Origin of the sequence: Roseobacter sp. HKCC-CH-9351 (genome assembly GCF_037830295.1) — a bacterium.
Classification (GTDB): domain Bacteria; phylum Pseudomonadota; class Alphaproteobacteria; order Rhodobacterales; family Rhodobacteraceae; genus M30B80.
In genome coordinates, this window is record NZ_JBBLYM010000001.1 from 1,334,003 (window position 1) to 1,357,358 (window position 23,356).

Here is a 23,356-nt window from a genome sequence, read left to right on the forward strand (position 1 = left end):
TCTTATGCGGTGGCTTCAGTGATTGTCCCTGGGTAGATCACGCCCAATCTTCTGATACGCAGTCGCTAATTCTAAGCAACCTCCATCGGCTAGCTGGCCCACATGAGTACGATAAATTTCCTGCCATGGGGTTTGATGATGTAATTCAGGAGGGATCCAAGCATCAATTCTGGCTTGCCACTCGGCATCATCAACTAATGCGTGCAATGTTGAACTGTTGAAATCCAATCTTACCCGGTCGCCTGTCTTTAGATAGGCAAGGCCACCTCCAACTACGCTTTCTGGCGAAGCGTTCAGGATTGATGGGCTCTCAGATGTACCTGATTGACGCCCATCTCCCACGGTCGGCAAGTGGCTGATACCTTGACGAATGATGTGATCAGGTGGCTGCATGTTCACAACTTCCGCTGAGCCAGGATAGCCAACGGCGCCAACGCCACGTATAAACATGATGGTGTGCTCATCGATGCCCAAAGAGGCTTCATTAACTCGTTCGTGATAATCTTCAGGGCCCTCAAAAACCACTGCCTTAGCCTCAAATACGCCCTCACTCCCGGGTTCTGAGAGGAAGCGCTTGCGAAAGTCTTCCGAAATCACAGAGGTTTTCATTAAAGCTGAGTCAAACAGGTTACCTGAGAGCACCTTAAAGCCTGCATTTTTACGCAGCGGTTTTTCATAAGTCGTAATTACGCTGTGGTCACGAGAGACCTGACCTTCCAGGTTTTGGCCCATACTTTTACCTGTCGCAGTAATTACATCTTCATGTATGCGGCCTGCCTTTTGTAGTTCTCCCATAACAGCAGGAACACCGCCGGCTCTGAAAAAGCTTTCCCCCAAATACTCGCCTGCTGGCTGCATATTAAGCATTAGTGGTACGTCATAGCCGATCTTTTCCCAGTCCCGTACGTTAAGTTCTACACCTATGTGACGGGCAACCGCCTGCAAATGAGGTGGAGCATTTGTCGAACCACCAATCGCCGCATTAACGACGATAGCATTTTCAAAAGCTTTGCGCGTCATGATGTCGGAAGGTTTTAGATCCTCATGAACCATTTGTACAATTCGCTTGCCTGTTTCGTAAGCCATTGTCATCCGCTCACGAAATGGTGCAGGAATAGCCGAGTTTCCAGTCAGAGACATTCCCAAGGCTTCAGCCATGGCGTTCATAGTCGAAGCTGTCCCCATGGTATTGCAATGCCCGAGTGAAGGCGCTGACGAGCATACCCGCGACATGAACTCTTCGTAGTCTATCTCACCAGCAGCAAGCAGGCGACGGCTTTCCCATACGATCATGCCGGAACCCGCTCGCTTTCCATTCCACCAACCGTCAAGCATTGGTCCGCCATTAAGCGCGATTGCTGGCAAATCGACAGTGGCTGCTCCCATCAACATTGCTGGGGTTGTTTTGTCACATCCTGTGGTTAACACCACTCCGTCGATAGGATAACCATGCAAAACCTCTACCAACGAAAGATATTGCAGGTTGCGATCAAGCGCTGCAGTTGGCCTCTTGCCTGTTTCCTGAATTGGATGGACGGGAAATTCCATTGGAACCCCGCCTGCCTCACGAATGCCTTGTTTGATCCGTTCCATCAGGAAAACATGTATCTTATTACATGGTGCCAGATCAGATCCCGTTTGAGCGATGCCAATGATTGGACGCTCACTTTGTAATTCTTCGCGTGAAAACGTCGAGTTCTGATAACGCTCAACATAGAGAGCAGTCATCCCCGGGTTGTTGGGGTTATCAAACCACTCTTGTGAGCGGAAACGTTTGTTGGCGCGAGTGTCAGACATTGTAATCTCCTGATCGAGCGGCTTCGCTGGGGTTAGCAGCTCTAATAAAGTCAAACGTCAAAGTGTTCTTGTTATACAAAATGCAAATGGTATACCAAATGCAAGAGTAAAGCGTTTGAACTGAGAAACATTATGAAAACGAAATTTTGGTCATTCCTCACAGTGGCCTGCATGCTAGTTTTTTCGGGCCCTGCATTAGCGCAAGATGCACGACTAACACTCAACACGTGCTTGTCTGATGGTACTCAGGACGAAGAGGGAGTACTGTCGTGCATCAATGAAGCGCTATATCCGTGTCTCACTCAGTCTGAAGATATGAGTTCGGTCGCGACCTTATGTTTTATCGAAGCCCGTGGTCAGTTTGATGAGGGCATCAGTTCTGCGATGTCAAATATCCGCGGCAGAGTTGACGAGCAGTTAATTGCTCTTATGACGATTGGGCTTAAATACGATATGCTCAGCGGTTTGTTGCAGTGCGATCGTTTGGAAGAGCTAGCGCTCGCTTTATCCGAACTATCAGGAGAAATAATTCAAAGGCAAAAAGCACAGTGCCTCGCAACGACCTCTGGTCTTGCATTGGCCAGGGTCACATCACGCGCAGCAGGCCTTGATTGATGGTGTAAAAGCCACTCAATTCGCTTGCCTGGATATTGATTAGTTAGAATGAAAAAAGTTTGATTGGCTGTTTTATAACAGGAGAAAATAACGTGATTTTTGAACCACCAATTTTGACTATTTGTGAGAACTTCAAGCGCCCATCCTCAGCACAAATTGCTGCTTTTAAGAATATACCTACCGGCTATGTCTGTGACGCCATGGAGGGGCAGGGTGCGATGGACAGTAGTATTAAGCCCCTTTTTGCAGCTACTCGAGATAAAGATCTTTACACCACCGTGGGGGTGGCACTTGTCGCTGAAAATGGCCCAGCAGAAATTCTTGCTACAATGGGTGCGCTGCATGTTTTGCAAAAGGGAGATATAGTCATTGCTGCAATGCAAGGCGGTAAAAACTGCTCGGCTTCCGGGGATCGCTTCTGTGGCATGCTAAAGAACAAGGGTGCGGCGGGGTTCGTTACAGATGGCGAAATGCGTGATTATGAGGGGATTTTGGAAACCCGTTTGCCAGTTTTTTGTACGGGTCTTAGCCCTAATTCGCCCTATTCCAATGGGCCTGCTCGTGTTGGTTTCGGCGCCATAGTTGGCGGACGAAATGTGCAAAGTGGTGATATTATCGTGGCTGACATAAACGGCGTGGTAGTAGTACCTTTTGCTCGAATTGATGAAGTTATTGCTACAATAAATGAAATCAGCGCAGCTGAAGATGCATTGGATGAAAAAGTCCGCAGTGGATTTTGCGAAATGCCCATTATCTCCGAGATGATTAATGATGGGCGTGCAGTAATAGTCGATTAATTAGGGAGTAAGTTATGTCAGACACTGAAAGCAGGATTAACTTAGAGGGCCTTTGTGCGGTGGTGACGGGTGGCGCGCAAGGCATAGGTTATGCTGTAGCATCACGAATATTGCGATCCGGGGCTAGTGTTATGCTTTGGGATATGAATTCGGCACTAAATGATAAAGCGGTCAAAAGCTTGTCTGCGATTGGGCGGGTTCAGGCTCTTGATTGTAATGTAAGCGATTACAGTTCTGTTGAGGCAGCGGTTAATGCAACTGAGACCGCGTTTGGACGCATCGATATCCTTGTGAATAGTGCGGGTGTTGCAGGCGATAACGCGACGGTGGCGGAGTATTCCAATGACGAATTTCGGCGGGTTATAGACATCAATTTGATGGGCACGTATTACACGAACAAAGCTGTGATTTCTGGAATGATGGAACGCAATTTTGGTCGGATCGTAAACATTGCGTCTATCGCTGGTAAAGAAGGCAACCCCAATGCAAGCGCTTATAGCGCTTCGAAGGCTGGTGTCATTGGCTTTACTAAGTCACTAGGAAAGGAATGCGCGAACCACGACATTGCAGTTAATTGTGTAACACCTGCCGCAGCACGCACAGCGATTTTCGATCAGATTACGCAGCAGCACATAGATTATATGCTTTCAAAGATCCCACGTAATCGTTTTCTAGAAGTTGATGAGGCAGCGGCAATGATCGCTTGGCTTGTGAGCCGCGAGAATTCCTTTACCACTGCATCAGTTTTTGACCTGTCAGGTGGGCGCGCGACTTATTGAAGGTCCGCGCTCGTTGTCACTGAAACGCACTTTTCGCGCCTGCGCTTTGTTGAGTTTTGAAAATTGAACTGTTGTCTGGCGCAGGTGGCAGGGGCATACGCACAGGCACTGTTTCAAGACGGGGCACTAGGCAGGCTTTGCCTGTGATGATGCGTTCCTGTAAATCTTCCCAAAACCGCCGCTGACCCAATTCGTGGATATACGAAGCGGCACCAAGGATCGGCCATGCGTCTGCCTTGGCGATTTCATAGAACAGAATATAGCGCGGTCTATCGCTGACATTCGGGGCTGAGCCGTGCAGAATGCGGGCGTGATGCACCGTCATTGATCCTGCTTTTCCTGTCAAAGTTACAATCTTGTCGCGCTCAAAGAGTGGGTCATCGGGATTGATCGCGCCCGCGAAAACCCCGTTTATGCCGTGATCCAAAATTGGCCCGCGATGGGTTTCAGGGATCACCATCAATGGGCCATTGGCCGCATCCACGTCCTCAAGCATCAGGCCAAAGGCCAGAAGGTCATCGTTAGTATGTGGATAAAATGCCCAATCTTGGTGCCATTCCACCGCTGCCCCACCGCCTGGTGCCTTGGTGTTGAGCTTAGAAGTGATAATGGCTGTATCGGGGCCAAGCAGGCTTGCCAACACCTCGGTCATGCGTGAATTGCGCAGCACCTCCCAGAAATAGGGATGCTGCTTATGCGGGATTTTGATCCGGGTTAGGCGCGGGGTGTCTGGCCCGTGGCCCTTGTCGAGATCATAAACCGCGTTGCTTTCGCGTACATCGCGGGAAGCCTCAATGAACTGCGCGGTCAAGCGGCGCAATTCGTTTAATTGGGAGGGGCTGACTGCATCCTCCACCATCAGATAGCCATTCTTTTGGTAGGATGCGATCTCGTCTTTGGATAGCATGGTTAGCCTCCTTTTTGATGCAGGTGCTACTTTTTACCTTTGGCTACTTCGGCGGCTAAATCCATTCCGTTTAAGTTGCCAATGTGATCCGACAGCATTGGAACAAAATCTCCGCCTTTTCCGATGGCTTCGGCATGGGTGAAATAATGCCGCGCAGCGGATGCCATGACATTCATCACGCCCGCATCTGTTGCCATCGCATTCACATAGCGGATGTCCTTTGACAGATTCTCAATCGAGAATTTATGCGCATTCTCATCCCTATCGCAGACATATTGCATGAATGTACCAAAGAAGCCTGAGCCAAGACGGCTGGGTGCAATCACTTCGCGAAACGCGTGGGGTGAGATCCCAACTGCTGCGCCTAGAACAGTAGCCTCGGAATAAAGAGCAGCATAAGCGGCTCCTAAGAAATTCATCAAGAGCTTCATCTTGTGGCCTGTGCCCACCTCGCCAATGCGCGTGATGGTGCCAGCCCAGCAATCAATGACCGGATGCACCTGATCAAACAGTGCAGCATCGCAGCCCAACATCGCGTCAAGCATCCCTTCCTCGGCCTCTTTGGGCGTGCGGCCCAAGGGGGCATCCACCATATGCGCGCCAACCACTGAAAGCTTTTCTGCCATAGCCAGCGTTGATGTTGGATCAGCGGTGGTCGTGTCGATCACAATCATACCTTTGCGCGCACCTGCGATGATGCCACTTTCGCCCGTGATCACCGCTTCGACCTGGGGCGAGTTGGACAGACACAGATGGATGATGTCGCATTTTGAGGCCATGTCTTGTGGCGATGCGGCCTCTTTTGCACCCATGCTGAGCAAGCTTTCGACAGGCGCGCGGTTGCGGTTGCCCAAGATCCAAAGTTCATACCCGCCCTTTAGGATGTTTTTCGCCATCCCATGGCCCATGAAACCTACGCCGATAAAACCGATAACGGGTTTTTTTGTCATGATATGGATCTCCCTTTCCTATAGACTTGCGGTGATGCCGCCATCGACAAACAGCGTGTGGCCGTTCACGAAACTGGATGCTTCCGCAGATAAAAACACGCACGCGCCCACCAATTCATCCACCTCCCCCCAGCGGCCTGCAGGGGTGCGCTTTTCAAGCCACGCGGAAAATTCGGGGTCAGCAACAAGGGCCGCGTTGAGCGGTGTGTTGAAATAGCCAGGCGCAATGGCATTGCAGTTGAGCCCGTATTTCGCCCAATCGGTCGCCATCCCTTTGGTGAGGTTCGCAACCGCGCCCTTAGACGCCGTGTAAGGTGCGATAGAGGGGCGGGCGAGGGCGGTTTGTACGCTTGCAATATTGATAATGCGGCCTTTGCCTCGTGCGATCATGTGGCGTGCCACTGCTTGGGCAACATAAAAAACCGAATTCACATTTGTCCGCATCAACCGATCAAAAGCATCGGCTGGAAAGTCCTCTAATGGCGCACGATGTTGCATACCTGCATTATTCACCAAAATATCAATTGCACCCTCTTTTGCCTCGAAGGCATCAATCGCTTCGCGCGCTGCGACTGGGTCGGTTACATCAAAGGCTAATGCCAAAACATTTGCCCCTTTTGCGCGTAGGTCTTCGGTAGCCGCATGAAGGCGGTCTGCATTGCGGGCATTCAGCACAACTTGAGCGCCTGCGTCACTCAGACCTTTAGCCAAAGCGTATCCAATACCCATTGAAGAGCCTGTAATCAAAGCACGTCGCCCGCTTAGACTAAACAGTTTCATTGTTTCTCCTCTGGGTTTTTCGCACCCTGATTTTTGATTGGCCTAGCCGAACCAAGCGCCACTCGCGCCCTTGACATTTCTTGTAAATCCCGCGCTCTATGCTCAAATGGTATACCATTTTTAGGTTGGCGCAAGAGAAAGCCTGACGTTTGAAAAACGAGGATATTGTTGTGGCACAAGCGCTATTCGTACATGGCTCTGGAGACCTCCGCGTTGGGACCTGTAAGACGGCCTGTCCATCGGAAGGTGAAGTGCAGGTTGCCCTGCGCCGAGGGGGGATTTGCGGGTCAGATTTGCATTATTTCAACCATGGCGGCTTTGGCACCGTGCGTCTGCGTGAGCCGATGATCTTGGGTCATGAGGTGGCGGGCGAGATCACTGAAATTGGGCCAGAGGTAACGGGCTTGGCGGTTGGGGATCTGGTTGCCATTTCACCCTCGCGTCCCTGTTTCACTTGTGTCGAGTGTAGGCGCGGATTGCCCAATCAATGCCTTAACATGCGGTTTTACGGATCGGCTATGCCTTTTCCCCATATCCAAGGCGCATTTCGAGAAGTAATTACAGTGCGCGCAGAAAACTGTGTTAAAGCCGATGGTTTGAGTGCTGCTGAGGCTGCGATGGCCGAACCCTTGGCTGTGGCGCTGCACGCAGTCCGCCGCGCAGGGAACCTGGTGGGCCAGAGCGTTTTAGTGACGGGATGCGGCCCGATTGGCGTTTTGGCCATTATGGCTGCGCGCCGTGCGGGCGCAGGCGAAATCATCGCCACAGATATCAGCGACACGATGTTAAGCTATGCGCGCAAAGCGGGTGCAGATGTCTGTCTGAACACCGCGCGCAACCCAGAGGCGCTAAGCCCGTATGAAGAAGGCAAAGGCACAGTTGATGCGTTGTTTGAATGTTCAGGCGCGCAAGTGGCCCTTGTTTCTGCACTGCTCGCGATCCGCCCCCAAGGTCGTCTTGTGCAATTGGGGATGTCTGGGGATATGCAGCTTCCCATGATGCAGATCACCGCGCGCGAATTACAACTGATGGGCTCTTTCCGCTTCCATGAGGAATTCGCAATGGCTGTGCGGATGATGCAAAATGGGCTGATCGACACGCGGCCCCTGATTACGCATAGTTTTGCTTGGGCGGAATTTTCGGCGGCTTTTGCGATGGCCAATGACCGCACTCAGGCCATGAAAGTGCAATTGGAGTTTGGCCCGTGCTGACTTTTGCGCTTGCTGTCATTTTGCTTATCATCACTCCTGGGCCGGGTGTTCTTAGCACCGCGGGCTTTGGCGCGGCTTATGGGTTCAAGCCCTCTTTGCGCTATGTTCTAGGTTTGTTTATTGGCACAAATTTGGTGATGCTGGCAGTCGTGTCTGGATTAGCGGCGGTGGTCTTGTCTGTGCCATGGTTGCGCGTGGTGCTAATGGGGGCCTCGGTGGCCTATCTGCTCTATCTCGCGACGAAGATTGGTTTTGCAGGCGCAAAAATCGCTTTTATCGAGGCTGCCACTCCGCCAGGCATCTTGGGGGGTATCTTGCTACAAGCGATTAACCCCAAGGCCTATGCCGTCAATACATCGCTGATGACTGGTTTTGGATTCGCGCCCGATAACTTGGTCTTTGAGATTGCCATGAAAATCCTGATTGCCAATGCGATTTGGATTCCTATCCATTTGGCGTGGCTTTGGGCGGGGGTGACGCTGCATCGCCTTGATCTGCCGTCTCGAACGCAGCGGATCATTAATATTTTCATGGCATTGGCCATGCTCAGCGTTGTTGGTTTGGCCCTATGGTCAAGTTTCGGAGGTCAGGGATGAAAATTACCAAATTGGAAACCATCCGGGTTAAGGAACGGCCCAACTTGGTATGGCTGCATGTGCATACAGATGACGGTGTGATGGGCCTTGGCGAAACATTTTTTGGCTCAGGCGCAGTAGAAGCGTATATTCATGAGACCCTTGCACCATTGGTAATTGGTGAGGATCCATTGCGTATTGAGTATCTGGCCCGCAAAGTGGAGGGCTATCTCGGGTGGCGCTCAACAGGCGCTGAGGCGCGGGGAAATTCTGCATTTGATATTGCGCTTTGGGATCTTTGGGGCAAGTCCACAGGCCAGCCAGTGGCGCAGCTACTAGGCGGTTTCACTCGTGATAGCATTCGTACCTACAACACTTGTGCAGGCAATGATTACATCAAAAAAAATGAAGGCCAGACTACCAAGAATTACGGACTCGGTGCGGATGATCGATATGATGACCTAAATGGATTTTTGAATCGAGCGGACGATTTGGCTCAGTCTCTTCTGGAAGAAGGGATTACCGCAATGAAAATTTGGCCATTTGATGCGGCGGCAGAGGCTAATGAGGGATCGCATATCTCGGCTGAGGAATTGAAATTGGCGCTCTCGCCGTTTGAGAAAATTCGCCGCGCCGTTGGTGATCAAATGGATATTATGGTCGAATTCCATTCGATGTGGCAATTGACCCCTGCAATTCGCATTGCGCGGGCGCTTCAACCCTATCAGACCTATTGGCATGAAGACCCGATCCGAATGGATAATTTTGCAGCCCTTTCACGTTATGCTCAAGAAAGCCCCGCACCTGTTTGTGCCTCTGAAACGCTTAATGGAATCGGTGCATTTCGTGATCTTTTGGCCTCGCAGGCAGCAGGCGTCGTTATGTTGGATTTATCATGGTGTGGCGGCTTGACTGCTGCTCGGAAAATCGCTGCGATGGCCGAGGCAGAGAAACTTCCAGTGGCACCGCATGATTGCACAGGTCCGGTAGTTTTAGCGGCTTCCACGCATTTGTCGCTCTCTGCACCCAATGCCCTGATCCAAGAAAGCGTACGCGCTTTTTATAAGGGGTGGTATGCAGAAATTGTGACATGTTTACCCGAAGTCAAAAACGGCCAAATTTCTGTTAGCCGTTCTCCAGGTTTGGGCATGGAATTGATACCTGATCTTGATCGCGCTTTCACAACTGCGCGCCGTGTATCGCAATGAGGGATGACATGCGTGATCATTCACAGGCCATTACTGAGCTCAGCGCACTGTTGGGAGAACGCTTAGTTACTAGTGCAGCTGATTTGAACCTGCATGGTCAAAATGAGACCTATTATCCCAACACACCACCCGATGCCGTTGCCTATCCTGAGACGACCGAGGAAGTGTCTCAAATTCTCAAAATCTGCCACGCGCAAGAATGTCCCGTGGTAGCTTATGGCGCTGCATCGTCCTTGGAGGGGCAGCATCTCGCCGTTGCAGGGGGGATCAGCTTGGATATGTCGCGCATGGCGCGCGTGCTGTCCTTGGATGCTGAAGACTTGAAGGTGACTGTGCAGCCCGGCATCACGCGCAAATCCCTCAACGAGGAATTGCGCGCAACGGGTTTATTTTTCTCGGTAGATCCTGGCGCAGATGCGTCAGTCGGGGGTATGGCCGCCACCCGCGCCTCTGGCACAACTGCAGTGCGATACGGCACGATGCGTGAGAATGTCCTTGCCCTTGAGGCGGTGATGGCAGACGGCACGATTATCCGCGCAGGTTCAGACGCGCGCAAATCCTCGACTGGCTATGACTTGGCCCATCTTTTGATCGGTTCGGAGGGAACGCTTGGGATCATCACTGAGTTGACCCTGAAATTGCACGGTGTGCCTGAAACAATTGCGGCTGCCACTTGCCGTTTTCCGAGCGTCGAGGATGCGGTCAATTGTGTCATTTTAACGATCCAGTCGGGTATTCCGATGGCGCGTATCGAATTGGTAGATGAGATGATGGTGCGTGGCTTTAACGCATATGCAAAATCAGATTTCCCCGAAATACCGCATTTATTTTTAGAATTTCACGGCACAGAGGCGGGTGTCAAAGAGCAGATGAGCTCTTTTGCGGATATCGCAAGCGAGTTTGGCTCAGATGGGTTTGAGACAGCCACTACCACTGAAGCGCGCAACGCCCTTTGGGCGATCCGCCACAATTCCCATTACGCCAGTGCGGCCTTAGGGCAGGGCGGCCATATTTGGCCCACAGATGTGTGCGTCCCGATCTCAAAATTGGCCGAGGCCGTGTTGCAGGCGCAACGCGATGCAAAGGCAATGGGGCTCACCGCAACGATTGTTGGCCATGTTGGCGATGGAAATTTCCACGCAGGCCTCAGTGTTGATCCGAATGACTCAGATGAAATGGAGCGGGCCGAAAAATTCACCACGGCCTTAGCTGAAACCGCGCTACGCTTGGGGGGCACTGTCTCGGGCGAGCATGGGATTGGCCTTGGCAAAGTCAAATTCATGAATGCTGAACATGGCGCGGCAGTGGCTTACATGCGGGCAATAAAAACGGCTTTTGATCCGAAAAATATTCTCAATCCGAACAAGATGTTTCCAGCGCATTAGGAAAGGGCAAGGCATGATTTCCACAAAAGATTTTGATCCAAAAGGAACTTATGTAGGCCGCGTCTGGCGACCTGATGTGGGGCCTGCGCTTGTTAGGCTTGAGGGAGGGGATGTGCTTGATATCACGAGCCGCGCTTGTCCCACCATGCATGACCTTTTGGAAGGTGAGCACCCTGCGGCGACCGCCCGTGCTGCTAAGGGCGATGTGATATGTGGTCTTGATGATCTGGTTGAAAGCAGCCTTTCCGCTGCGCAAACAGGCGATGCCAATGCTTTGCGTTTTTTGGCCCCACCCGATTTGCAAGCGATTAAAGCGTCTGGCGTGACCTTCGCCGAAAGCATGGTCGAGCGTGTTATTGAGGAGCAGGCGGCAGGCAATGCCGATTTGGCTGACGGGATCCGCGCGCGCGTGAAAGCGGTGATTGGCGACAGCTTGTCCGGCATTGAGCCTGGATCAGAGGCGGCGATGAAGGTGAAATCGGTTCTCCAAGAAGAGGGGCTCTGGTCGCAATATCTTGAGGTGGGCATTGGCCCTGACGCGGAAGTCTTCACCAAATCCCAACCAATGGGATCGGTGGGCTACGGCGCTCTAGTTGGGCTGCATCCGATGTCCAGTTGGAATAACCCAGAGCCCGAAATTGTTTTGGCAATCAATTCTAAAGGCGTGATTGTAGGCGCTACGCTTGGTAATGATGTTAATCTTAGGGATGTAGAGGGGCGCTCTGCGCTTCTTTTGGGTAAAGCTAAAGACAATAACGCGTCTTGTTCAATTGGCCCATTCCTGCGCCTGTTTGATGACAGCTTCAGCCTTGATGATATTCGAGCGGCGGAGCTTTCCATGCGGGTTGTGGGCGAAGATGAATTCGTTCTTGAAGGGCATTCATCGATGACCAAGATCAGTCGTGACCCTGCCGATATTGTGGCGCAGACCATCGGACGACATCACCAATATCCTGATGGGTTTTTCTTGTTCTTGGGAACAATGTTTGCCCCCGTCAAAGATCGCGACGCAGTAGGTCAGGGCTTTACCCATCATGGTGGCGATGTGGTTACCATTACTGAAGCGCGGCTTGGATCGTTGCAAAACACTGTGCGACTGTCGACCGAATGCCCCGAATGGCGCTTTGGTATGGCGGCTTTGATGCGCAATTTGGCAGAGCGTAGATTGATTTAATGGGGTCGTCCTTCATCTCTTTGGGTGAGTGTATGGTTGAGCTGTCCGATCAGGGCGGTGGCCTCTATCGGCGCGGCTTTGCGGGGGATACGTTTAACACCGCATGGTACGCCCGCCGCATTTTGCCAAAGACATGGTCAGTGTCCTATGGCAGTTGCATTGGTGCGGATGCAGCCTCAGGCGAGATGCGCGCCTTTATGGAGGCAGGTGGAATCGATACTAAGGCATTGCGCGTGATCCCGGATCAAACCGTTGGGCTTTACATGATCAGCCTGGATCAGGGCGAGCGCAGCTTTTCCTATTGGCGCAGCCAATCTGCTGCGCGTTGCCTCGCTGATGATCCCGCATGGCTTCAGGCCACTCTTGCCGGCTGCGATGTAATCTATTTTTCTGGCATCACCCTAGCAATCCTTTCGCCTGAGGGGCGCGCGGCCCTTTGCGCCGCATTGGCGGAGGCGCGTAGACAAGGGACCATGATCGCCTTTGATACAAACCTTCGCCCCCGTTTGTGGGAAGATCATGCGACTATGCAGACAGGAATAATGGCTGGTGCAGCAGTGGCTGATATTATTTTGCCGTCTTTTGATGAAGAACAAATCTTGTTTGAGGGAGCGACAGCGTCAGACACGATTGCCCGCTACCGCGCAGCAGGGGCACATATCATCGCGCTTAAAGATGGCGCGGGCGATGTGCAATTGTGGGATGAAGCAGGCGGGGTGCGTGTCTTACCGTGTCGGCCCGTCGACCATGTGGTCGATAGTACCGCTGCGGGGGACAGTTTTGGCGCAGCTTTTGTAGCAAACGTAGCGCAGGGTTGCTCTTTGGAAGAGGCCGCATTAGCCGCGATGCAGCTTGCAGGTCAGGTTATCCAATATCGCGGAGCTTTGGTGCCACAGATTTTTAAGGGAGAAAAGTAATGCATATTCTGATTATTGGCGGCGGTGGCGTCGTGGGACAAAAACTGGCGCGATCATTGGCAGCACGCGGGCAGTTGCGTGGAAAAGAAATCCGTAAAATCACTTTGGCTGATATTGTTGACCCCGCAATGGTAGAGGCCCCGTTCGACGTCGATTGCGTTTCCTGTGATATCAGTAATCCCGCTTCAGTGGCTGCCACGCTCGGAGCAGATGTGGATGTGATCTATCTACTCGCTGCCATTGTCTCTGCCCATGCAGAAGAGGATTTTGATGCTGGGTTGTCGATTAATTTAATGGGGACGCTCCACGTATTGCAGCGGGCGCGCGAGTTGCAGACTAAGCCGGTAGTGGTCTTTACCTCTTCAATTGCTGTTTATGGGGGTGAAGTGCCGGACCCGATTGTGGATCACACTTTTCTAAATCCACAAACTTCATATGGTGCGCAAAAGGCAATGGGCGAATTGTTGGTGAATGATTTTAGCCGCAAAGGTTATATCGACGGTCGCGGCTTCCGCTTGCCTACCATCTCAGTGCGCCCAGGCAAACCAAATCGCGCTGCTTCGAGCTTTATGTCATCGATTTTGCGCGAGCCGCTCAATGGGCAAGAGGCAATTTGCCCTGTTAGTGATGATTTTCCGCATTTCTATCTGTCGCCGCGCAAATGTGTCGAAAACCTTATTCGCGGAGCAGAGGTTAACGAGGAAGATCTCGGCCAAAACCGATGCATGATGATGCCCGGTAGAACTTGGACAATTCGTCAGATGATTGAAGCCTTGACAGTGGTCGCTGGACCGGAGCCAGCCAAGCTAATTAAATTTGAAGCGCAACCAATGATTGAAGAAATCTGCAAAGGATGGCGTTTTGATTTGCGCCCTGAAAAAGCTCTTAAACTTGGCTTAAGTGCAGATGAAAGTTTTGAGGATAACATCCGATATTATTTGGAAGACGATAAACCTGCAGCCTGACTTAGGTCGTATATCATCAAAAAACCCCCGTTTTTCGGGGGTTTTTATTTTGGGTTAATTGACGGGTGTGATCAAATTGGATCCTTGAATGAACGCGTGAATGTTGTCTCGTTGAAGAGCCGCCATAGCGTCACGGGTTTCGACTGTTCCAGAGCCTTGATGCGGCTGAACCACTACATTTGGCAAACTATAAAATCTCGGATTAATGTTGGGTTCGTTGAGAAACACGTCCAATGCAGCGCCGCCAATTTTACCAGTCTCCAGCGCTTCGAGCATAGCTTCTTCGTCTATTGTGCTTCCGCGTGAGATGTTCACAATTATCGAGCGGGGGCCCAATGCTGCAATGACTTCGCGCGATACAAAATTTATAGTGTCTGGACCGCCTACTACAGCGACAATCAAATAATCCACCGCTGCGGCCAGGCTCGTGACGTCTGAATGATAGGTCCAACCTGGGGTTTCTTTTTCTGTTCTAGCGTAATAGTGGATGTCCATTTTAAAGGCCGCTAAACGGTTAGCAATTTCTCGTCCGATACGACCAAGGCCAACGATTCCCGCGCGCCCACCGGAGAACTTTCGATTTAGGCGGTATTCGCCTGCAGTTTTCCAGTTTCCTGAATGTGCCCATTCGGAAGCTTGAGCCATTTCTCGGACTTGCATCAACAACATTGCAACGGCTAGATCCGCCACGTCATCATTAAGAACATTTGGAGTGTTGGTAACTTTGATGTTTCGTTCATTTGCAGCCGAAATATCAATAGCATCATACCCAACCCCAAAATTTGCTATGAGATTTAGGTTTGGAAGCATTGCGATTTCATTAGCGCCAAACGAGGTGTGCCCCTTGAACGCAAGTGCTTTTATTTTTGATCGCTCGCTTGCATCGAGTTCATGCATTTGAGAAGGCGTGTCCAAAAAAATAGGATCAAAAGCAGATTTTAGACCTGAAATATCACGTTCGCTGTATGGCCCAATTGCAAGTACGTCAGTCATAAGGAGCTCCACTTATATCTATTTAAAGTTCAGAATTGTGCAAGTTTACAATCAGGATTGAGCGTCATCCCAAAACCCGGTTTCGACTCTAATTTGAGTTTTCCATTTTTTGGTACGGGTTCGTCGCTAAACAATTCACCAAAAACCGGTCGTATATAGGTTCCATCAGGTGCTGATGTAACATATTCGCATCTCGGTTGTTCGTTTTGGCTCATTATAAAGTGGTAACTATAAGGACCGGAGCCATGAGGAATAATGGGAATATCATACGCTGATGCATGTGCCGCAATGCGTAGAAGTTCAGTTAAGCCGCCTACCCACATGACATCAGGTTGAAGAACGTCGATGGTTCGTTCCTCAATTAACTTTCTAAATCCATGCCTAGTGTAGTTATGTTCACCTGTCGTCCACTTTAGTGTGGGATGAGCATTTCTTATTATGCGATAGCCTTCAATATCTGTCGGCTGCAGTACTTCTTCCCACCAATAAATGTTCAGATCAGAGCAAGCTTTTGCAAGTTCGATAGCATAGCTTGGAGTTAAGGACATGTAGCAGTCCACCATCAAAGGAAAATCACTTCCAATTTCGGCCCGCTGCTTTTTGAGAAATTGATAATTCTGTTTTACTCCATCAATTCCATCATAGTGGCCATGAGGAAGCGGTACTTTCGCCCCCCAAAAGCCCATTTCCTTTATGGCTTTGGCATTAGGGCCTGTACAATAAAACGATATTTCTGGACGGCTACACCCGCCAATTAAATTATAGACAGGCTCGTCGCGTAGTTTTCCCAGTAAATCCCACAAGGCCAAATCAACAGCAGAGATAGCCGCTATTGGCAAACCAGCTTGCCCGTAGGGCAAGCTGGCGCGATACATTTGATCCCAAATAAGATTAATATTTCTAGCGTCTTGGCCAACCAAAAAACGGTTAAAATGATGATTAATTATCCAAGCTGCAGGCGCGCCACCAAATCCTGTTGCAACTCCAATTGTCCCATTAGAAGTTTCGATTTCGACTACTATCGATCCCAGAACGTCTATTCCCCAGCTTGTTCTCACTTTTTTATAGTCATCATGCCCTGACATCGGATTGGCGATCAAAGAACCTATGAGCCAATGTTCTTTGCTTTGCTGGAAATAGTCCCCACCGCTTCCACTTCCTTCAACACGGCTAACAGTGACTCGTTTGATAGTAAAATCCATGCCATCAGTCCTAGATTTGTAGCAACGGGTTTCGGAGTATCGCTAACTCGTTGATCGTCACGAAAATCTTTTAGTAATAGGTTGGCTCGTGCAACCCTATTAATCCTATGATGCAGGGCATATTGGCACTTTAACGGCAATAGTAACGCTATTATGGCGCTGCCGCGTCGTTAATCTTCGCAGATTTCAGTGACTGACTTCTTGACGGCGCCCAGATCAAAGACGCGATCTAACCAATCGGGTTGGAAGATCACAGAGCGCGCCTTATCAATCGCCATCAAGGCCCCGTCTGAAAATTTGCCCTCAGGGAAAATACCAAAGGCGATGGCCAATTCAATTTTGAGATGGCCCAAGATGAAATCATGTGCGGCCGCCTCAGAGATGCCCATGGATACGGCGCGATCTGTTGCCTCGCGCAGCGCCAAGGCCATGGTTGCCCCGACCGTCTCAGAAAGGGCTGGTTCCAGAACAGCAATATTTTCAAGGCTGCACCGATGCGAGCGCGCAACGGGGGCATAGATCACTTTAGCGATATCTTCACATAGCGCATAATGCGGCTCTGGCCCTTGGATCAGCGCGCAAACAATGCCCTGCGGCGCGGCGATCCCACCAAAATAATCCTGCTGCGCGGCAATGCTGTCATGTGCCTCAAGGATATGGGGGTGGCAGGGATGCGTGCAGAAATAAGTGACATCTTCGCGCACGGGCATCTGACCTGCATAGGGTGCGGCAGCATCCAACACGATCACGGCCGCGCCAGATTTCAATTGATCCACAAATCCATGCGCGATTTTGCCGATCAGGCGATCTGGTACGGCCATGACAACAACATCGGCATCGCCAAGGGCGGTTTCAGCGGCCACACAGTCAAGCCCCGTTTCCGACTTAAGGCGTGCTTGGCCTGCCTCGGTTACTTCGACAGGGGCAAGATGATAGCTGCTTTGCATCAGGTTGCGCGCAATCCGCACACCCATTTTGCCGCCCGCACCAAGAAGTGCAATTTTTGTCATGATCTATCCTTTCGCTTCGGCACGCGCGCCGTTTTTGATCCAAGAGAAATAATCAGGGCTGCCCATTTGACCGCCCTTTAGGGCCAATTCCAAACCATCAAATTCGAGGTTGTCGCTATGCCCTTTCAAAAGGGCCGCGCCTGCCGTGGTTGCGCCAATCGCGGTGAGGGCAAACAACCCGAGCGCTTGAGCGGCAAAGCCTGATGTGTCGCCGCCTGCGATGATCGCGCGCGCAACGCCCGTGCCGCGCAAAAGATCTCGCAAAAGCGCGCCGAGACTTGTGCCGATGAGCGCATTGGCCTCATGCGGTGTATGCTGAGATGCTGACAGCGCCGCGCGCATGGCCGCAACGGCCGGGTCATCTGGCCCGCGCGCGCTGCAAATCAGCGGATCGCGCCCTTGGGAGAGCGCGGCGCGTGCGGCTTCATAGCTGTTGGTCATAGCCCGCTTGGCGCTATCGCCGCCCTTGATCAGTGCTGCAGCGTCCAGTGGGATGACGACAAACCCATCTTCTTCAGCGCGGGCAATTTGCGCCGCAGTGGTGGGTGAGACAGAGCCGGAAATCGTAATCACCTGATCCACTTTGCCAAAACTTGGGGCGGGTTCGGGCGGGGGTATAAGGCCCGATTTTTGCCAATGGGCCACCAGTGCATATTCCACCCCCTGCGAGCCTATTGCCAGATGTCCATCCGCCCCTGCGGCATCCCAGATCAACGCGCCCAGTTGCGCCGCGTGATCCATGTCGGTGCAATCAAGCGTTATGATTTTCGCGGGCGCGTTGGCGCGCAAGGATGCAAGGCCTGTGGGGTTGAGATGCTCAAGCGTCAGTGTCGCAAGCGGCAGGTCGGTTTGCTTCCGCAGATGCATGGCCACATCGGCCTCTTGCATCGGGGTTACGGGGTGGGATGCCATCACAGGGTGGCGATCAAGCCGATAGACCGCGTCCCCTGCGGCGGCAAATAGCTGACCAAAGGCTTGGTAGCGCCGTAACGGTGGTGCGGCGATCAAGCAAGAAACCCAATCGCTACCGCGCACCGCAAGGGCTAATTCAACTGCCTTGCCAATCGAGCCTGTATGCGGCGCGCTGTCCAAGGTGGAGCAGGTTTTGTAATGCAACAGGGGCGCGCCCGTAGCGGCCAAATGTGCAAAAAGGGGTGGCAGATGTCTGGCCATCCAATCGGGTGATTGGCTGCGCGCGGTGGTGGCAATGCCGATGCCCCGCATCGCGCCAAATCGCGCCGCTTGCGCCTTTGTTGGGGGCGCAAGGAACAGCACCGTTTGCAGGCCTGCAAAACTCAACACCTCCATCGTGGCGGCGGAGCCTGTGAAATCATCGCCCAAAAAGGCAATTAATGGCCCATCACGGAGTGTCATTTCGCATAGGCCTTTAGCGCGCGGGAAAGCTCGGGATGGGATTTGGCATAATCAGCGGCGGGGATGCCCGCCATCGCCGCTTGCCACGATTGCCGCAATGCCGCGACACCTGCACGCGGCCCGTCAGGGTGGGCCATAATCCCACCTCCTGCTGCATAAATGCAATCTGCATGGCCGAGGTGGCGATAGGTTTCAGGGGGTTGCAGCGCGGATTGGCCCGATGAAAAGACGGGCATCGGGATGCAGGGTGCATCACCAAAGAGTGGGGTGAGCAAAGATTTGGCCGAGGCGATGACGCTTGCGTCACTTTCGCTGAATTTGTTTTGGAGGCCGTTGACGTGCATATGATCTGCCCCCGCCAAGCGCCAGATTTTCGACCATGCTGCATAGTCCCATCCTAACAATTCGGCGCGGCTGAGATATCCCCATCCGTTGCGATGAGCATGGAGAGGCAGCGCGCTATGCCGTGATAGGCCCAAGAAGCCCGCCACGCCGACCGAATTGAGGCTGACCATCACGCAAGTTGCACCTTTTGAGAGGGCAAAATCATGTCGGGCACGCATCTCATCGACTTCGCCTGTTAGGTTGAAGGCATACATGACCTTTTTACCAGTGCGGTCGGCATGGGCGTTGATGACATCCATCACCGCGCTCACCCTCTCCTCGAAGGGGCAGGCAGGGCCATTGGCCTGCAATTCATCATCCTTGATGAAATCAATGCCCGCTTCGGCAAGTGTGCCGACAAATTTGGCAGTCTCCTGCGGGTCAAGCCCGACAGAGGGTTTAATAATCGTGCCAATCAGAGGGCCAACCACAACCCCTGCCAATTTACGGGTGCCGCTGATCCCAAATTTTGGGCCAGAATAGGCATCCGCAAATGCGCGCGGCAGGCGGATATCCAGCAAACGTAGCCCTGAGAATTGCGCCAATTCGAAAAGATTGCCCGCGACCGTAGCCATGAGGTTCGGTAAATCGGGGCCGATATTATCCAAGGGCCAACTGAGTGTGACCTTGGCGCGCTGATAGCGCGTGCCCTGCTGCCCGCCTGTCAAGCTTGGGCTGTCGGTTGCATCAAGCGGAGTTAGGGAAACCACTTGGGCCCCCGCGCGGGCCTGTAGTTCTGGCGTTTCGGCCGGCACTTTTACAAAGGTGCCCGCGCTTTGCTCGCCCGCCATCACGGCGGCGGCGCGGGCGGGGTCAATCGGGGTTTCGATCAGGTAATCTGCTTCAATTCTGTCGCTCATTGCGCGTGATCCTGATGATATAGGGCGTTGGCGCGCTCCAAATGCTCGCGCATGGCACGTGCGGCGGCATTGGTATCTTTGCGGGCAATTCCATCCAAAATGGCGCGATGCTCGGTCAATGTCAGTGGCTCTAGGCCCAATTTGTGAACCTGTTCTTTATGAAAGGCGCTCATCCAAGAGAAAACGCCATGGGTCAGGGTTTCAAAGATCGGATTGCCCGAGATGGCAGAGATGCGGCGGTGAAACTGCCCGTCCATCTGGGTAAAAAGCGGCACATCGCGCTTGGCTGCGGCTTGGGCGCGCAAAAGCTGTTCTAAATCGTTTAAGTCACCTGCGCTGCGGCGTTCTGCGGCAATGCGCACCATTTCGACCTCAAGGGCCACGCGCGCCTCCTTGAGATGTTCGAGAGAGGAGTGCGAATGCGTCAGAATATGGCGCATGGAAATGCCCAATTGATCAATAACCCCATCCAAGGATGGGGTTGCCACGCGCGGCTTGCCGCCGTGGCGGATATCAATCACGCCTTTATGCTGAAGGCTTTGCATGGCTTCGCGAATGGCAGGGCGGCCAATGCCATAGCGCGCCATCAAAGCGCGCTCGCTTGGCAAAACATCACCTGGTTTGAGGTCATCCGCGCGGATCAAGGCCAACAGGCGATCTTCGACTTCGTCTGACAGTTTTTTGGGCCGTATGATCTGGTCGCGGTCGGACATGGGCTGCCATAATTCTGGTATACTGGTCATACCAGTGTGGCATAGAAAAAGACCCCCCGCAATCCCAAACACGCGTGGGGATCAGCGAAACTGTGCCATCCAGTCTAAGGTCAGGTCTGTCTCGATTTTCGGCTTATATTCTGCACCTATCGGGCGGGCCCAACCAAGGCTGTCGATATGGGAGAAGATATGCCCATAATTCACCTCACCATGATCGGGGGTGCCACGATCAGGCACAGAGGCAAATTGAATATGCCCAATCACAGGCAGAAGGCGGCTGAGGCGGTTGGTCAAATCCCCCTCCATCAACTGAACATGATAGCAATCAAACATCAGCCGCAAATTTGGGGCTTTGACCTCTTCTATGATGGCGACCGCTTGTGCGGTTGTCGAAAGGAAATAGCCCTTTGCATCATAGTGATTGAGGGGCTCAATCAATATTGTGATGCCCTTTTCGGCGGCCTGTGTGGTCGCGTAGCAGAGATTGGCTACAAAGGTCTTATGGGCGGTTGCGCCACTGGCGAAGCCCGCCATCACATGCACAGCGCCTGCGCCGATGATGTGGGAATAGTCGAGTGCTTGATCAATCGCGGCGCGCGCCTCTGCCTCGCGGTTGGGCAAAGCGGCCAATCCGTTTTCGCCAGCCGGAACATCGCCTCGGCTTGTGTTGAGCCCAAGCATCTCAAGACCCGTTTCATCTAAGGCGGCCTTTACGTTGTGCGGGTCATGGGCATAGGGCCAATGACATTCGACCGCATCAAACCCTGCCGCTTTTGCAGCGCGGATGGCATCAGGCAGGGGGCGGTCAGCCCATAGAAACCCTAGATTTGCAGAAAAACGCATCAATCCCACTCCACCTCGAATTTACGCACGACATCGCGCACCTGTACAGGCGTCAAGGCGCGGGCATCAAAGCCACGCATCATGATCGCAAGCTTGGCTGTTTCCTCCAGCTCTTCAATTGCGTTGCAGGCGGCCTCGACATCTTTGCCTGCAACCACTGGGCCGTGATTGGCAAGCAAGACGGCGCTGCGCTTGCCCCCTAGACTGCGCAGGGCTTCGCCCATTGCGGCATCGCCTGGCATGAAGAACGGCAAAAGCTGCACCTTGCCCAGTTTCATGATCGCATAAGGGGTCAGCGGCGGCAGCACATTGTCGGGGTCAATTTCAGGCATCATTGACCACGCCACAGAATGGCAAGAGTGTAAATGAACCACCGCGCCTGCTGATTTTCGTGTCTCGTAAAAGGCACTGTGAAGCGGCATTTCCTTGGTTGGTTTCAGGCCCGCGATATGTCGGCCCGCTGAATCGAAGCGGGACAACTCTGCGGGATCAAGCCGCCCAAAAGAACTGCCCGTAGGCGAAACCAAAAGCCCCCCATCTTCGGTGCGGGCGGAGATATTGCCTGTTGATCCCCCCGTCAGGCCACGATCGAACATCGATTTCGCCAAGAGGCAAATCTGATCGCGCAGTTTGGATTCAGAACTCATGCGTCCTCCAATTTTGCGAAAGCATCGCTGAAAAAGCTTTCTGCGCCAAAATTGCCAGATTTGAGGGTGAGGGCGATATCCTGCCCCTTTGATGTGCAAAAACACCATGGCACGCCTGCGGCAATTTCAGGCCCGATATCCAACCTGTCGACCCGCAAGGCCTTTGTGACCGCGCCTGAGGTTTCCCCGCCCGCGACCACAATTCGCCGTGCGCCCTGATCGCGTGCGGCAACGGCCAAATCTGCAAGTGCCGCCTCAACGATTGCGCCCGCCTCAGCCTTGCCCAATTGGTCTTGTGCGGCGCGCACCGCATCGGGTGTTGCGGTCGCGTAGATTAGGGGCTGCGCTGTGAGATCTTGCGCTGCAAGCCAATCCATGGCGGGTTGCAGGCCCCGTGCCTTCAGGCTTAGGGGGTCAAGCTGGAAACTGGGCTTTCCTTGGGATTGATACCGCGCAACTTGTGCATTTGTCATCGCAGAGCAACTGCCAGATAAAACGACCCCTTCTGGCGCGATGTCGCGGGATCTGGTTTCTGTCTCATGCGCAGCCAGTAGGCCGCGCTTGGCATAAATCTGGGGGATCGGCATCGCAATCGCAGAGCCGCCCGTCAGAAACCGCATATCGGCGCAGGCCTCGGTGATCCGCGCAAGATCGGCGTTTTCCACCGCATCAACCACGATATGCGCCACGTTTTTCTCGTCCAAGTCTGCACAAGCTTTTTTAATGGCAGCGGCCCCTGTGGCGACAGTCAGGCGGTCAATCAGCCCAACTTTCCCACGCACCTGCGGCTGCAAAAGCCGCATCAGATTGCTGTCGCGCATGGGCGTCAGGGGGTGATCTTTCATCGGGCTTTCTGACAACGGCACTTGGCCCACAAACAAATTGCCCATGAAAATGGCACGGCCATTTTCGGGAAAGGCGGGGCAATAGATCGTCTGCGCGACATCCAGATCGGCCATAATCGCCTCGGCCACTGGCCCGATATTGCCCTCTGGGGTCGAGTCGAAGGTTGAGCAGTATTTCCAAAAATATTGCTGTGCCCCGGCGCGCTTGAGCCATGCGAGGGCCGCGCGCGCCTCTGCAACCGCATCTGTCACGGGCTCAGTGCGGATTTTAAGGGCGATGACCTCGAAGGGGCTTGTGCCCTGTGGCGGTTCAGCAGGAACGCCAATCCGCAAGGAAACAGGGTATCCGCTGCGCGCCAAAAGCCCTGCAAGATCCGTTGCGCCAGTGAAATCATCGGCAATTGCACCAAAAAGCGTGGTCATTG

General features: G+C 52.8%; 23 protein-coding genes. 10 read left to right on the top strand and 13 right to left on the bottom strand.

Translation table 11 applies throughout. From position 1 onward, the window contains the following. Positions 1–15 precede the first annotated feature (15 nt). Complete coding sequence (locus AAC632_RS06785; RefSeq protein ID WP_340261231.1) at positions 16–1,797, bottom strand: IlvD/Edd family dehydratase; 1,782 nt, start codon at positions 1,795–1,797, stop codon at positions 16–18. Between the two features lie 132 nt (positions 1,798–1,929). On the opposite strand from AAC632_RS06785, the gene AAC632_RS06790 reads away from it, so the two are divergent. From AAC632_RS06790 to AAC632_RS06800, 3 genes are all read left to right on the top strand, one after another. After that, positions 1,930–2,412: a hypothetical protein gene (locus tag AAC632_RS06790; protein ID WP_340261230.1), complete on the top strand. Its 483-nt coding sequence runs from the start codon at positions 1,930–1,932 to the stop codon at positions 2,410–2,412. A gap of 92 nt (positions 2,413–2,504) precedes the next feature. Beyond that, positions 2,505–3,209, top strand: a complete 705-nt coding sequence (locus tag AAC632_RS06795; protein ID WP_340261229.1) for an RraA family protein — start codon at positions 2,505–2,507, stop codon at positions 3,207–3,209. Between the two features lie 14 nt (positions 3,210–3,223). Next, on the top strand, positions 3,224–3,988 hold the full coding sequence (locus tag AAC632_RS06800; protein WP_340261228.1) for an SDR family NAD(P)-dependent oxidoreductase: 765 nt from the start codon (positions 3,224–3,226) through the stop codon (positions 3,986–3,988). A gap of 16 nt (positions 3,989–4,004) precedes the next feature. Here the strand turns inward: AAC632_RS06800 and AAC632_RS06805 are convergent, their stop codons facing one another. The 3 genes from AAC632_RS06805 to AAC632_RS06815 are packed head-to-tail and all read right to left on the bottom strand — an operon-like array spanning position 4,005 to position 6,625. Next, positions 4,005–4,895 carry a phytanoyl-CoA dioxygenase family protein gene (locus AAC632_RS06805; protein WP_340252230.1) on the bottom strand — a complete coding sequence of 297 codons (891 nt, stop codon included), beginning with the start codon at positions 4,893–4,895 and terminating at the stop codon, positions 4,005–4,007. 26 nt (positions 4,896–4,921) lie between these two features. Further along, positions 4,922–5,845: an NAD(P)-dependent oxidoreductase gene (locus tag AAC632_RS06810; protein WP_340261227.1), complete on the bottom strand. Its 924-nt coding sequence runs from the start codon at positions 5,843–5,845 to the stop codon at positions 4,922–4,924. Positions 5,846–5,863: 18 nt separating this feature from the next. Further along, positions 5,864–6,625 (bottom strand): SDR family oxidoreductase, encoded by a 762-nt coding sequence (locus AAC632_RS06815; protein ID WP_340252227.1) that lies wholly within the window; start codon positions 6,623–6,625, stop codon positions 5,864–5,866. A 149-nt stretch (positions 6,626–6,774) separates the two neighbouring features. Here AAC632_RS06815 and AAC632_RS06820 point away from each other — a divergent pair, with 149 nt between their 5' ends. The 7 genes from AAC632_RS06820 to denD are packed head-to-tail and all read left to right on the top strand — an operon-like array spanning position 6,775 to position 14,060. After that, positions 6,775–7,836, top strand: coding sequence for an L-idonate 5-dehydrogenase (locus AAC632_RS06820; RefSeq protein ID WP_340261225.1), 1,062 nt, complete (start codon positions 6,775–6,777; stop codon positions 7,834–7,836). After that, positions 7,830–8,432, top strand: coding sequence for a LysE family translocator (locus AAC632_RS06825; protein WP_340252224.1), 603 nt, complete (start codon positions 7,830–7,832; stop codon positions 8,430–8,432). The genes AAC632_RS06820 and AAC632_RS06825 overlap by 7 nt, the downstream gene beginning before the upstream one ends. Next, on the top strand, positions 8,429–9,619 hold the full coding sequence (locus tag AAC632_RS06830) for a mandelate racemase/muconate lactonizing enzyme family protein (RefSeq protein WP_340297404.1): 1,191 nt from the start codon (positions 8,429–8,431) through the stop codon (positions 9,617–9,619). Before AAC632_RS06825 ends, AAC632_RS06830 begins: the two co-directional genes overlap by 4 nt. An 8-nt stretch (positions 9,620–9,627) precedes the next feature. Then, complete coding sequence (locus AAC632_RS06835; RefSeq protein ID WP_340261222.1) at positions 9,628–11,004, top strand: FAD-binding oxidoreductase; 1,377 nt, start codon at positions 9,628–9,630, stop codon at positions 11,002–11,004. A gap of 13 nt (positions 11,005–11,017) precedes the next feature. Next, the gene (locus AAC632_RS06840; RefSeq protein ID WP_340261221.1) at positions 11,018–12,178 is read left to right on the top strand and encodes a fumarylacetoacetate hydrolase family protein; all 1,161 of its coding nucleotides are present in this window, start codon (positions 11,018–11,020) and stop codon (positions 12,176–12,178) included. Then, positions 12,178–13,095 carry a sugar kinase gene (locus AAC632_RS06845; protein ID WP_340299902.1) on the top strand — a complete coding sequence of 306 codons (918 nt, stop codon included), beginning with the start codon at positions 12,178–12,180 and terminating at the stop codon, positions 13,093–13,095. The genes AAC632_RS06840 and AAC632_RS06845 overlap by 1 nt, the downstream gene beginning before the upstream one ends. Then, positions 13,095–14,060 carry a D-erythronate dehydrogenase gene (gene denD / locus AAC632_RS06850; RefSeq protein ID WP_340252212.1) on the top strand — a complete coding sequence of 322 codons (966 nt, stop codon included), beginning with the start codon at positions 13,095–13,097 and terminating at the stop codon, positions 14,058–14,060. Before AAC632_RS06845 ends, denD begins: the two co-directional genes overlap by 1 nt. Before the next feature lie 54 nt (positions 14,061–14,114). Here denD and AAC632_RS06855 read toward each other — a convergent pair whose 3' ends face one another. From AAC632_RS06855 to otnK, 9 genes are all read right to left on the bottom strand, one after another. Next, positions 14,115–15,053, bottom strand: coding sequence for a 2-hydroxyacid dehydrogenase (locus AAC632_RS06855; protein ID WP_340297401.1), 939 nt, complete (start codon positions 15,051–15,053; stop codon positions 14,115–14,117). A gap of 29 nt (positions 15,054–15,082) precedes the next feature. Next, on the bottom strand, positions 15,083–16,255 hold the full coding sequence (gene rhmD, locus AAC632_RS06860; RefSeq protein ID WP_340297399.1) for an L-rhamnonate dehydratase: 1,173 nt from the start codon (positions 16,253–16,255) through the stop codon (positions 15,083–15,085). A 170-nt stretch (positions 16,256–16,425) separates the two neighbouring features. After that, a complete protein-coding gene (locus tag AAC632_RS06865; RefSeq protein ID WP_340297397.1) occupies positions 16,426–17,265 on the bottom strand; it encodes a phosphogluconate dehydrogenase C-terminal domain-containing protein in 840 nt (279 codons plus the stop codon). A gap of 3 nt (positions 17,266–17,268) precedes the next feature. Then, positions 17,269–18,639, bottom strand: a complete 1,371-nt coding sequence (locus tag AAC632_RS06870; RefSeq protein ID WP_340297395.1) for a four-carbon acid sugar kinase family protein — start codon at positions 18,637–18,639, stop codon at positions 17,269–17,271. After that, complete coding sequence (locus AAC632_RS06875; RefSeq protein WP_340297393.1) at positions 18,636–19,883, bottom strand: ribulose-bisphosphate carboxylase large subunit family protein; 1,248 nt, start codon at positions 19,881–19,883, stop codon at positions 18,636–18,638. The genes AAC632_RS06870 and AAC632_RS06875 overlap by 4 nt, the downstream gene beginning before the upstream one ends. Continuing rightward, entirely contained in the window at positions 19,880–20,626 is a 747-nt protein-coding gene (gene nanR / locus AAC632_RS06880; RefSeq protein ID WP_340297391.1) for a transcriptional regulator NanR, read from the bottom strand. Before nanR ends, AAC632_RS06875 begins: the two co-directional genes overlap by 4 nt. A 51-nt stretch (positions 20,627–20,677) precedes the next feature. Further along, complete coding sequence (locus AAC632_RS06885; RefSeq protein WP_340297389.1) at positions 20,678–21,439, bottom strand: hydroxypyruvate isomerase family protein; 762 nt, start codon at positions 21,437–21,439, stop codon at positions 20,678–20,680. Further along, complete coding sequence (otnC, locus tag AAC632_RS06890) at positions 21,439–22,086, bottom strand: 3-oxo-tetronate 4-phosphate decarboxylase (RefSeq protein ID WP_340297387.1); 648 nt, start codon at positions 22,084–22,086, stop codon at positions 21,439–21,441. Before otnC ends, AAC632_RS06885 begins: the two co-directional genes overlap by 1 nt. Next, positions 22,083–23,354 carry a 3-oxo-tetronate kinase gene (otnK, locus tag AAC632_RS06895; RefSeq protein WP_340297385.1) on the bottom strand — a complete coding sequence of 424 codons (1,272 nt, stop codon included), beginning with the start codon at positions 23,352–23,354 and terminating at the stop codon, positions 22,083–22,085. Before otnK ends, otnC begins: the two co-directional genes overlap by 4 nt. Between the last annotated feature and the right edge of the window lie 2 nt (positions 23,355–23,356).

Bases quoted from the DNA above. Each gene is read 5' to 3' on its own strand.
- AAC632_RS06785 (WP_340261231.1), bottom strand. From the start codon at position 1,797: ATGTCTGACACTCGCGCCAACAAACGTTTCCGCTCACAAGAGTGGTTT.
- AAC632_RS06790 (WP_340261230.1), top strand. From the start codon at position 1,930: ATGAAAACGAAATTTTGGTCATTCCTCACAGTGGCCTGCATGCTAGTT.
- AAC632_RS06800 (WP_340261228.1), top strand. From the start codon at position 3,224: ATGTCAGACACTGAAAGCAGGATTAACTTAGAGGGCCTTTGTGCGGTG.
- AAC632_RS06805 (WP_340252230.1), bottom strand. From the start codon at position 4,895: ATGCTATCCAAAGACGAGATCGCATCCTACCAAAAGAATGGCTATCTG.
- AAC632_RS06810 (WP_340261227.1), bottom strand. From the start codon at position 5,845: ATGACAAAAAAACCCGTTATCGGTTTTATCGGCGTAGGTTTCATGGGC.
- AAC632_RS06815 (WP_340252227.1), bottom strand. From the start codon at position 6,625: ATGAAACTGTTTAGTCTAAGCGGGCGACGTGCTTTGATTACAGGCTCT.
- AAC632_RS06830 (WP_340297404.1), top strand. From the start codon at position 8,429: ATGAAAATTACCAAATTGGAAACCATCCGGGTTAAGGAACGGCCCAAC.
- AAC632_RS06835 (WP_340261222.1), top strand. From the start codon at position 9,628: ATGCGTGATCATTCACAGGCCATTACTGAGCTCAGCGCACTGTTGGGA.
- AAC632_RS06840 (WP_340261221.1), top strand. From the start codon at position 11,018: ATGATTTCCACAAAAGATTTTGATCCAAAAGGAACTTATGTAGGCCGC.
- AAC632_RS06845 (WP_340299902.1), top strand. From the start codon at position 12,178: ATGGGGTCGTCCTTCATCTCTTTGGGTGAGTGTATGGTTGAGCTGTCC.
- denD (WP_340252212.1), top strand. From the start codon at position 13,095: ATGCATATTCTGATTATTGGCGGCGGTGGCGTCGTGGGACAAAAACTG.
- AAC632_RS06855 (WP_340297401.1), bottom strand. From the start codon at position 15,053: ATGACTGACGTACTTGCAATTGGGCCATACAGCGAACGTGATATTTCA.
- rhmD (WP_340297399.1), bottom strand. From the start codon at position 16,255: ATGGATTTTACTATCAAACGAGTCACTGTTAGCCGTGTTGAAGGAAGT.
- AAC632_RS06865 (WP_340297397.1), bottom strand. From the start codon at position 17,265: ATGACAAAAATTGCACTTCTTGGTGCGGGCGGCAAAATGGGTGTGCGG.
- AAC632_RS06870 (WP_340297395.1), bottom strand. From the start codon at position 18,639: ATGACACTCCGTGATGGGCCATTAATTGCCTTTTTGGGCGATGATTTC.
- AAC632_RS06875 (WP_340297393.1), bottom strand. From the start codon at position 19,883: ATGAGCGACAGAATTGAAGCAGATTACCTGATCGAAACCCCGATTGAC.
- nanR (WP_340297391.1), bottom strand. From the start codon at position 20,626: ATGACCAGTATACCAGAATTATGGCAGCCCATGTCCGACCGCGACCAG.
- AAC632_RS06885 (WP_340297389.1), bottom strand. From the start codon at position 21,439: ATGCGTTTTTCTGCAAATCTAGGGTTTCTATGGGCTGACCGCCCCCTG.
- otnC (WP_340297387.1), bottom strand. From the start codon at position 22,086: ATGAGTTCTGAATCCAAACTGCGCGATCAGATTTGCCTCTTGGCGAAA.
- otnK (WP_340297385.1), bottom strand. From the start codon at position 23,354: ATGACCACGCTTTTTGGTGCAATTGCCGATGATTTCACTGGCGCAACG.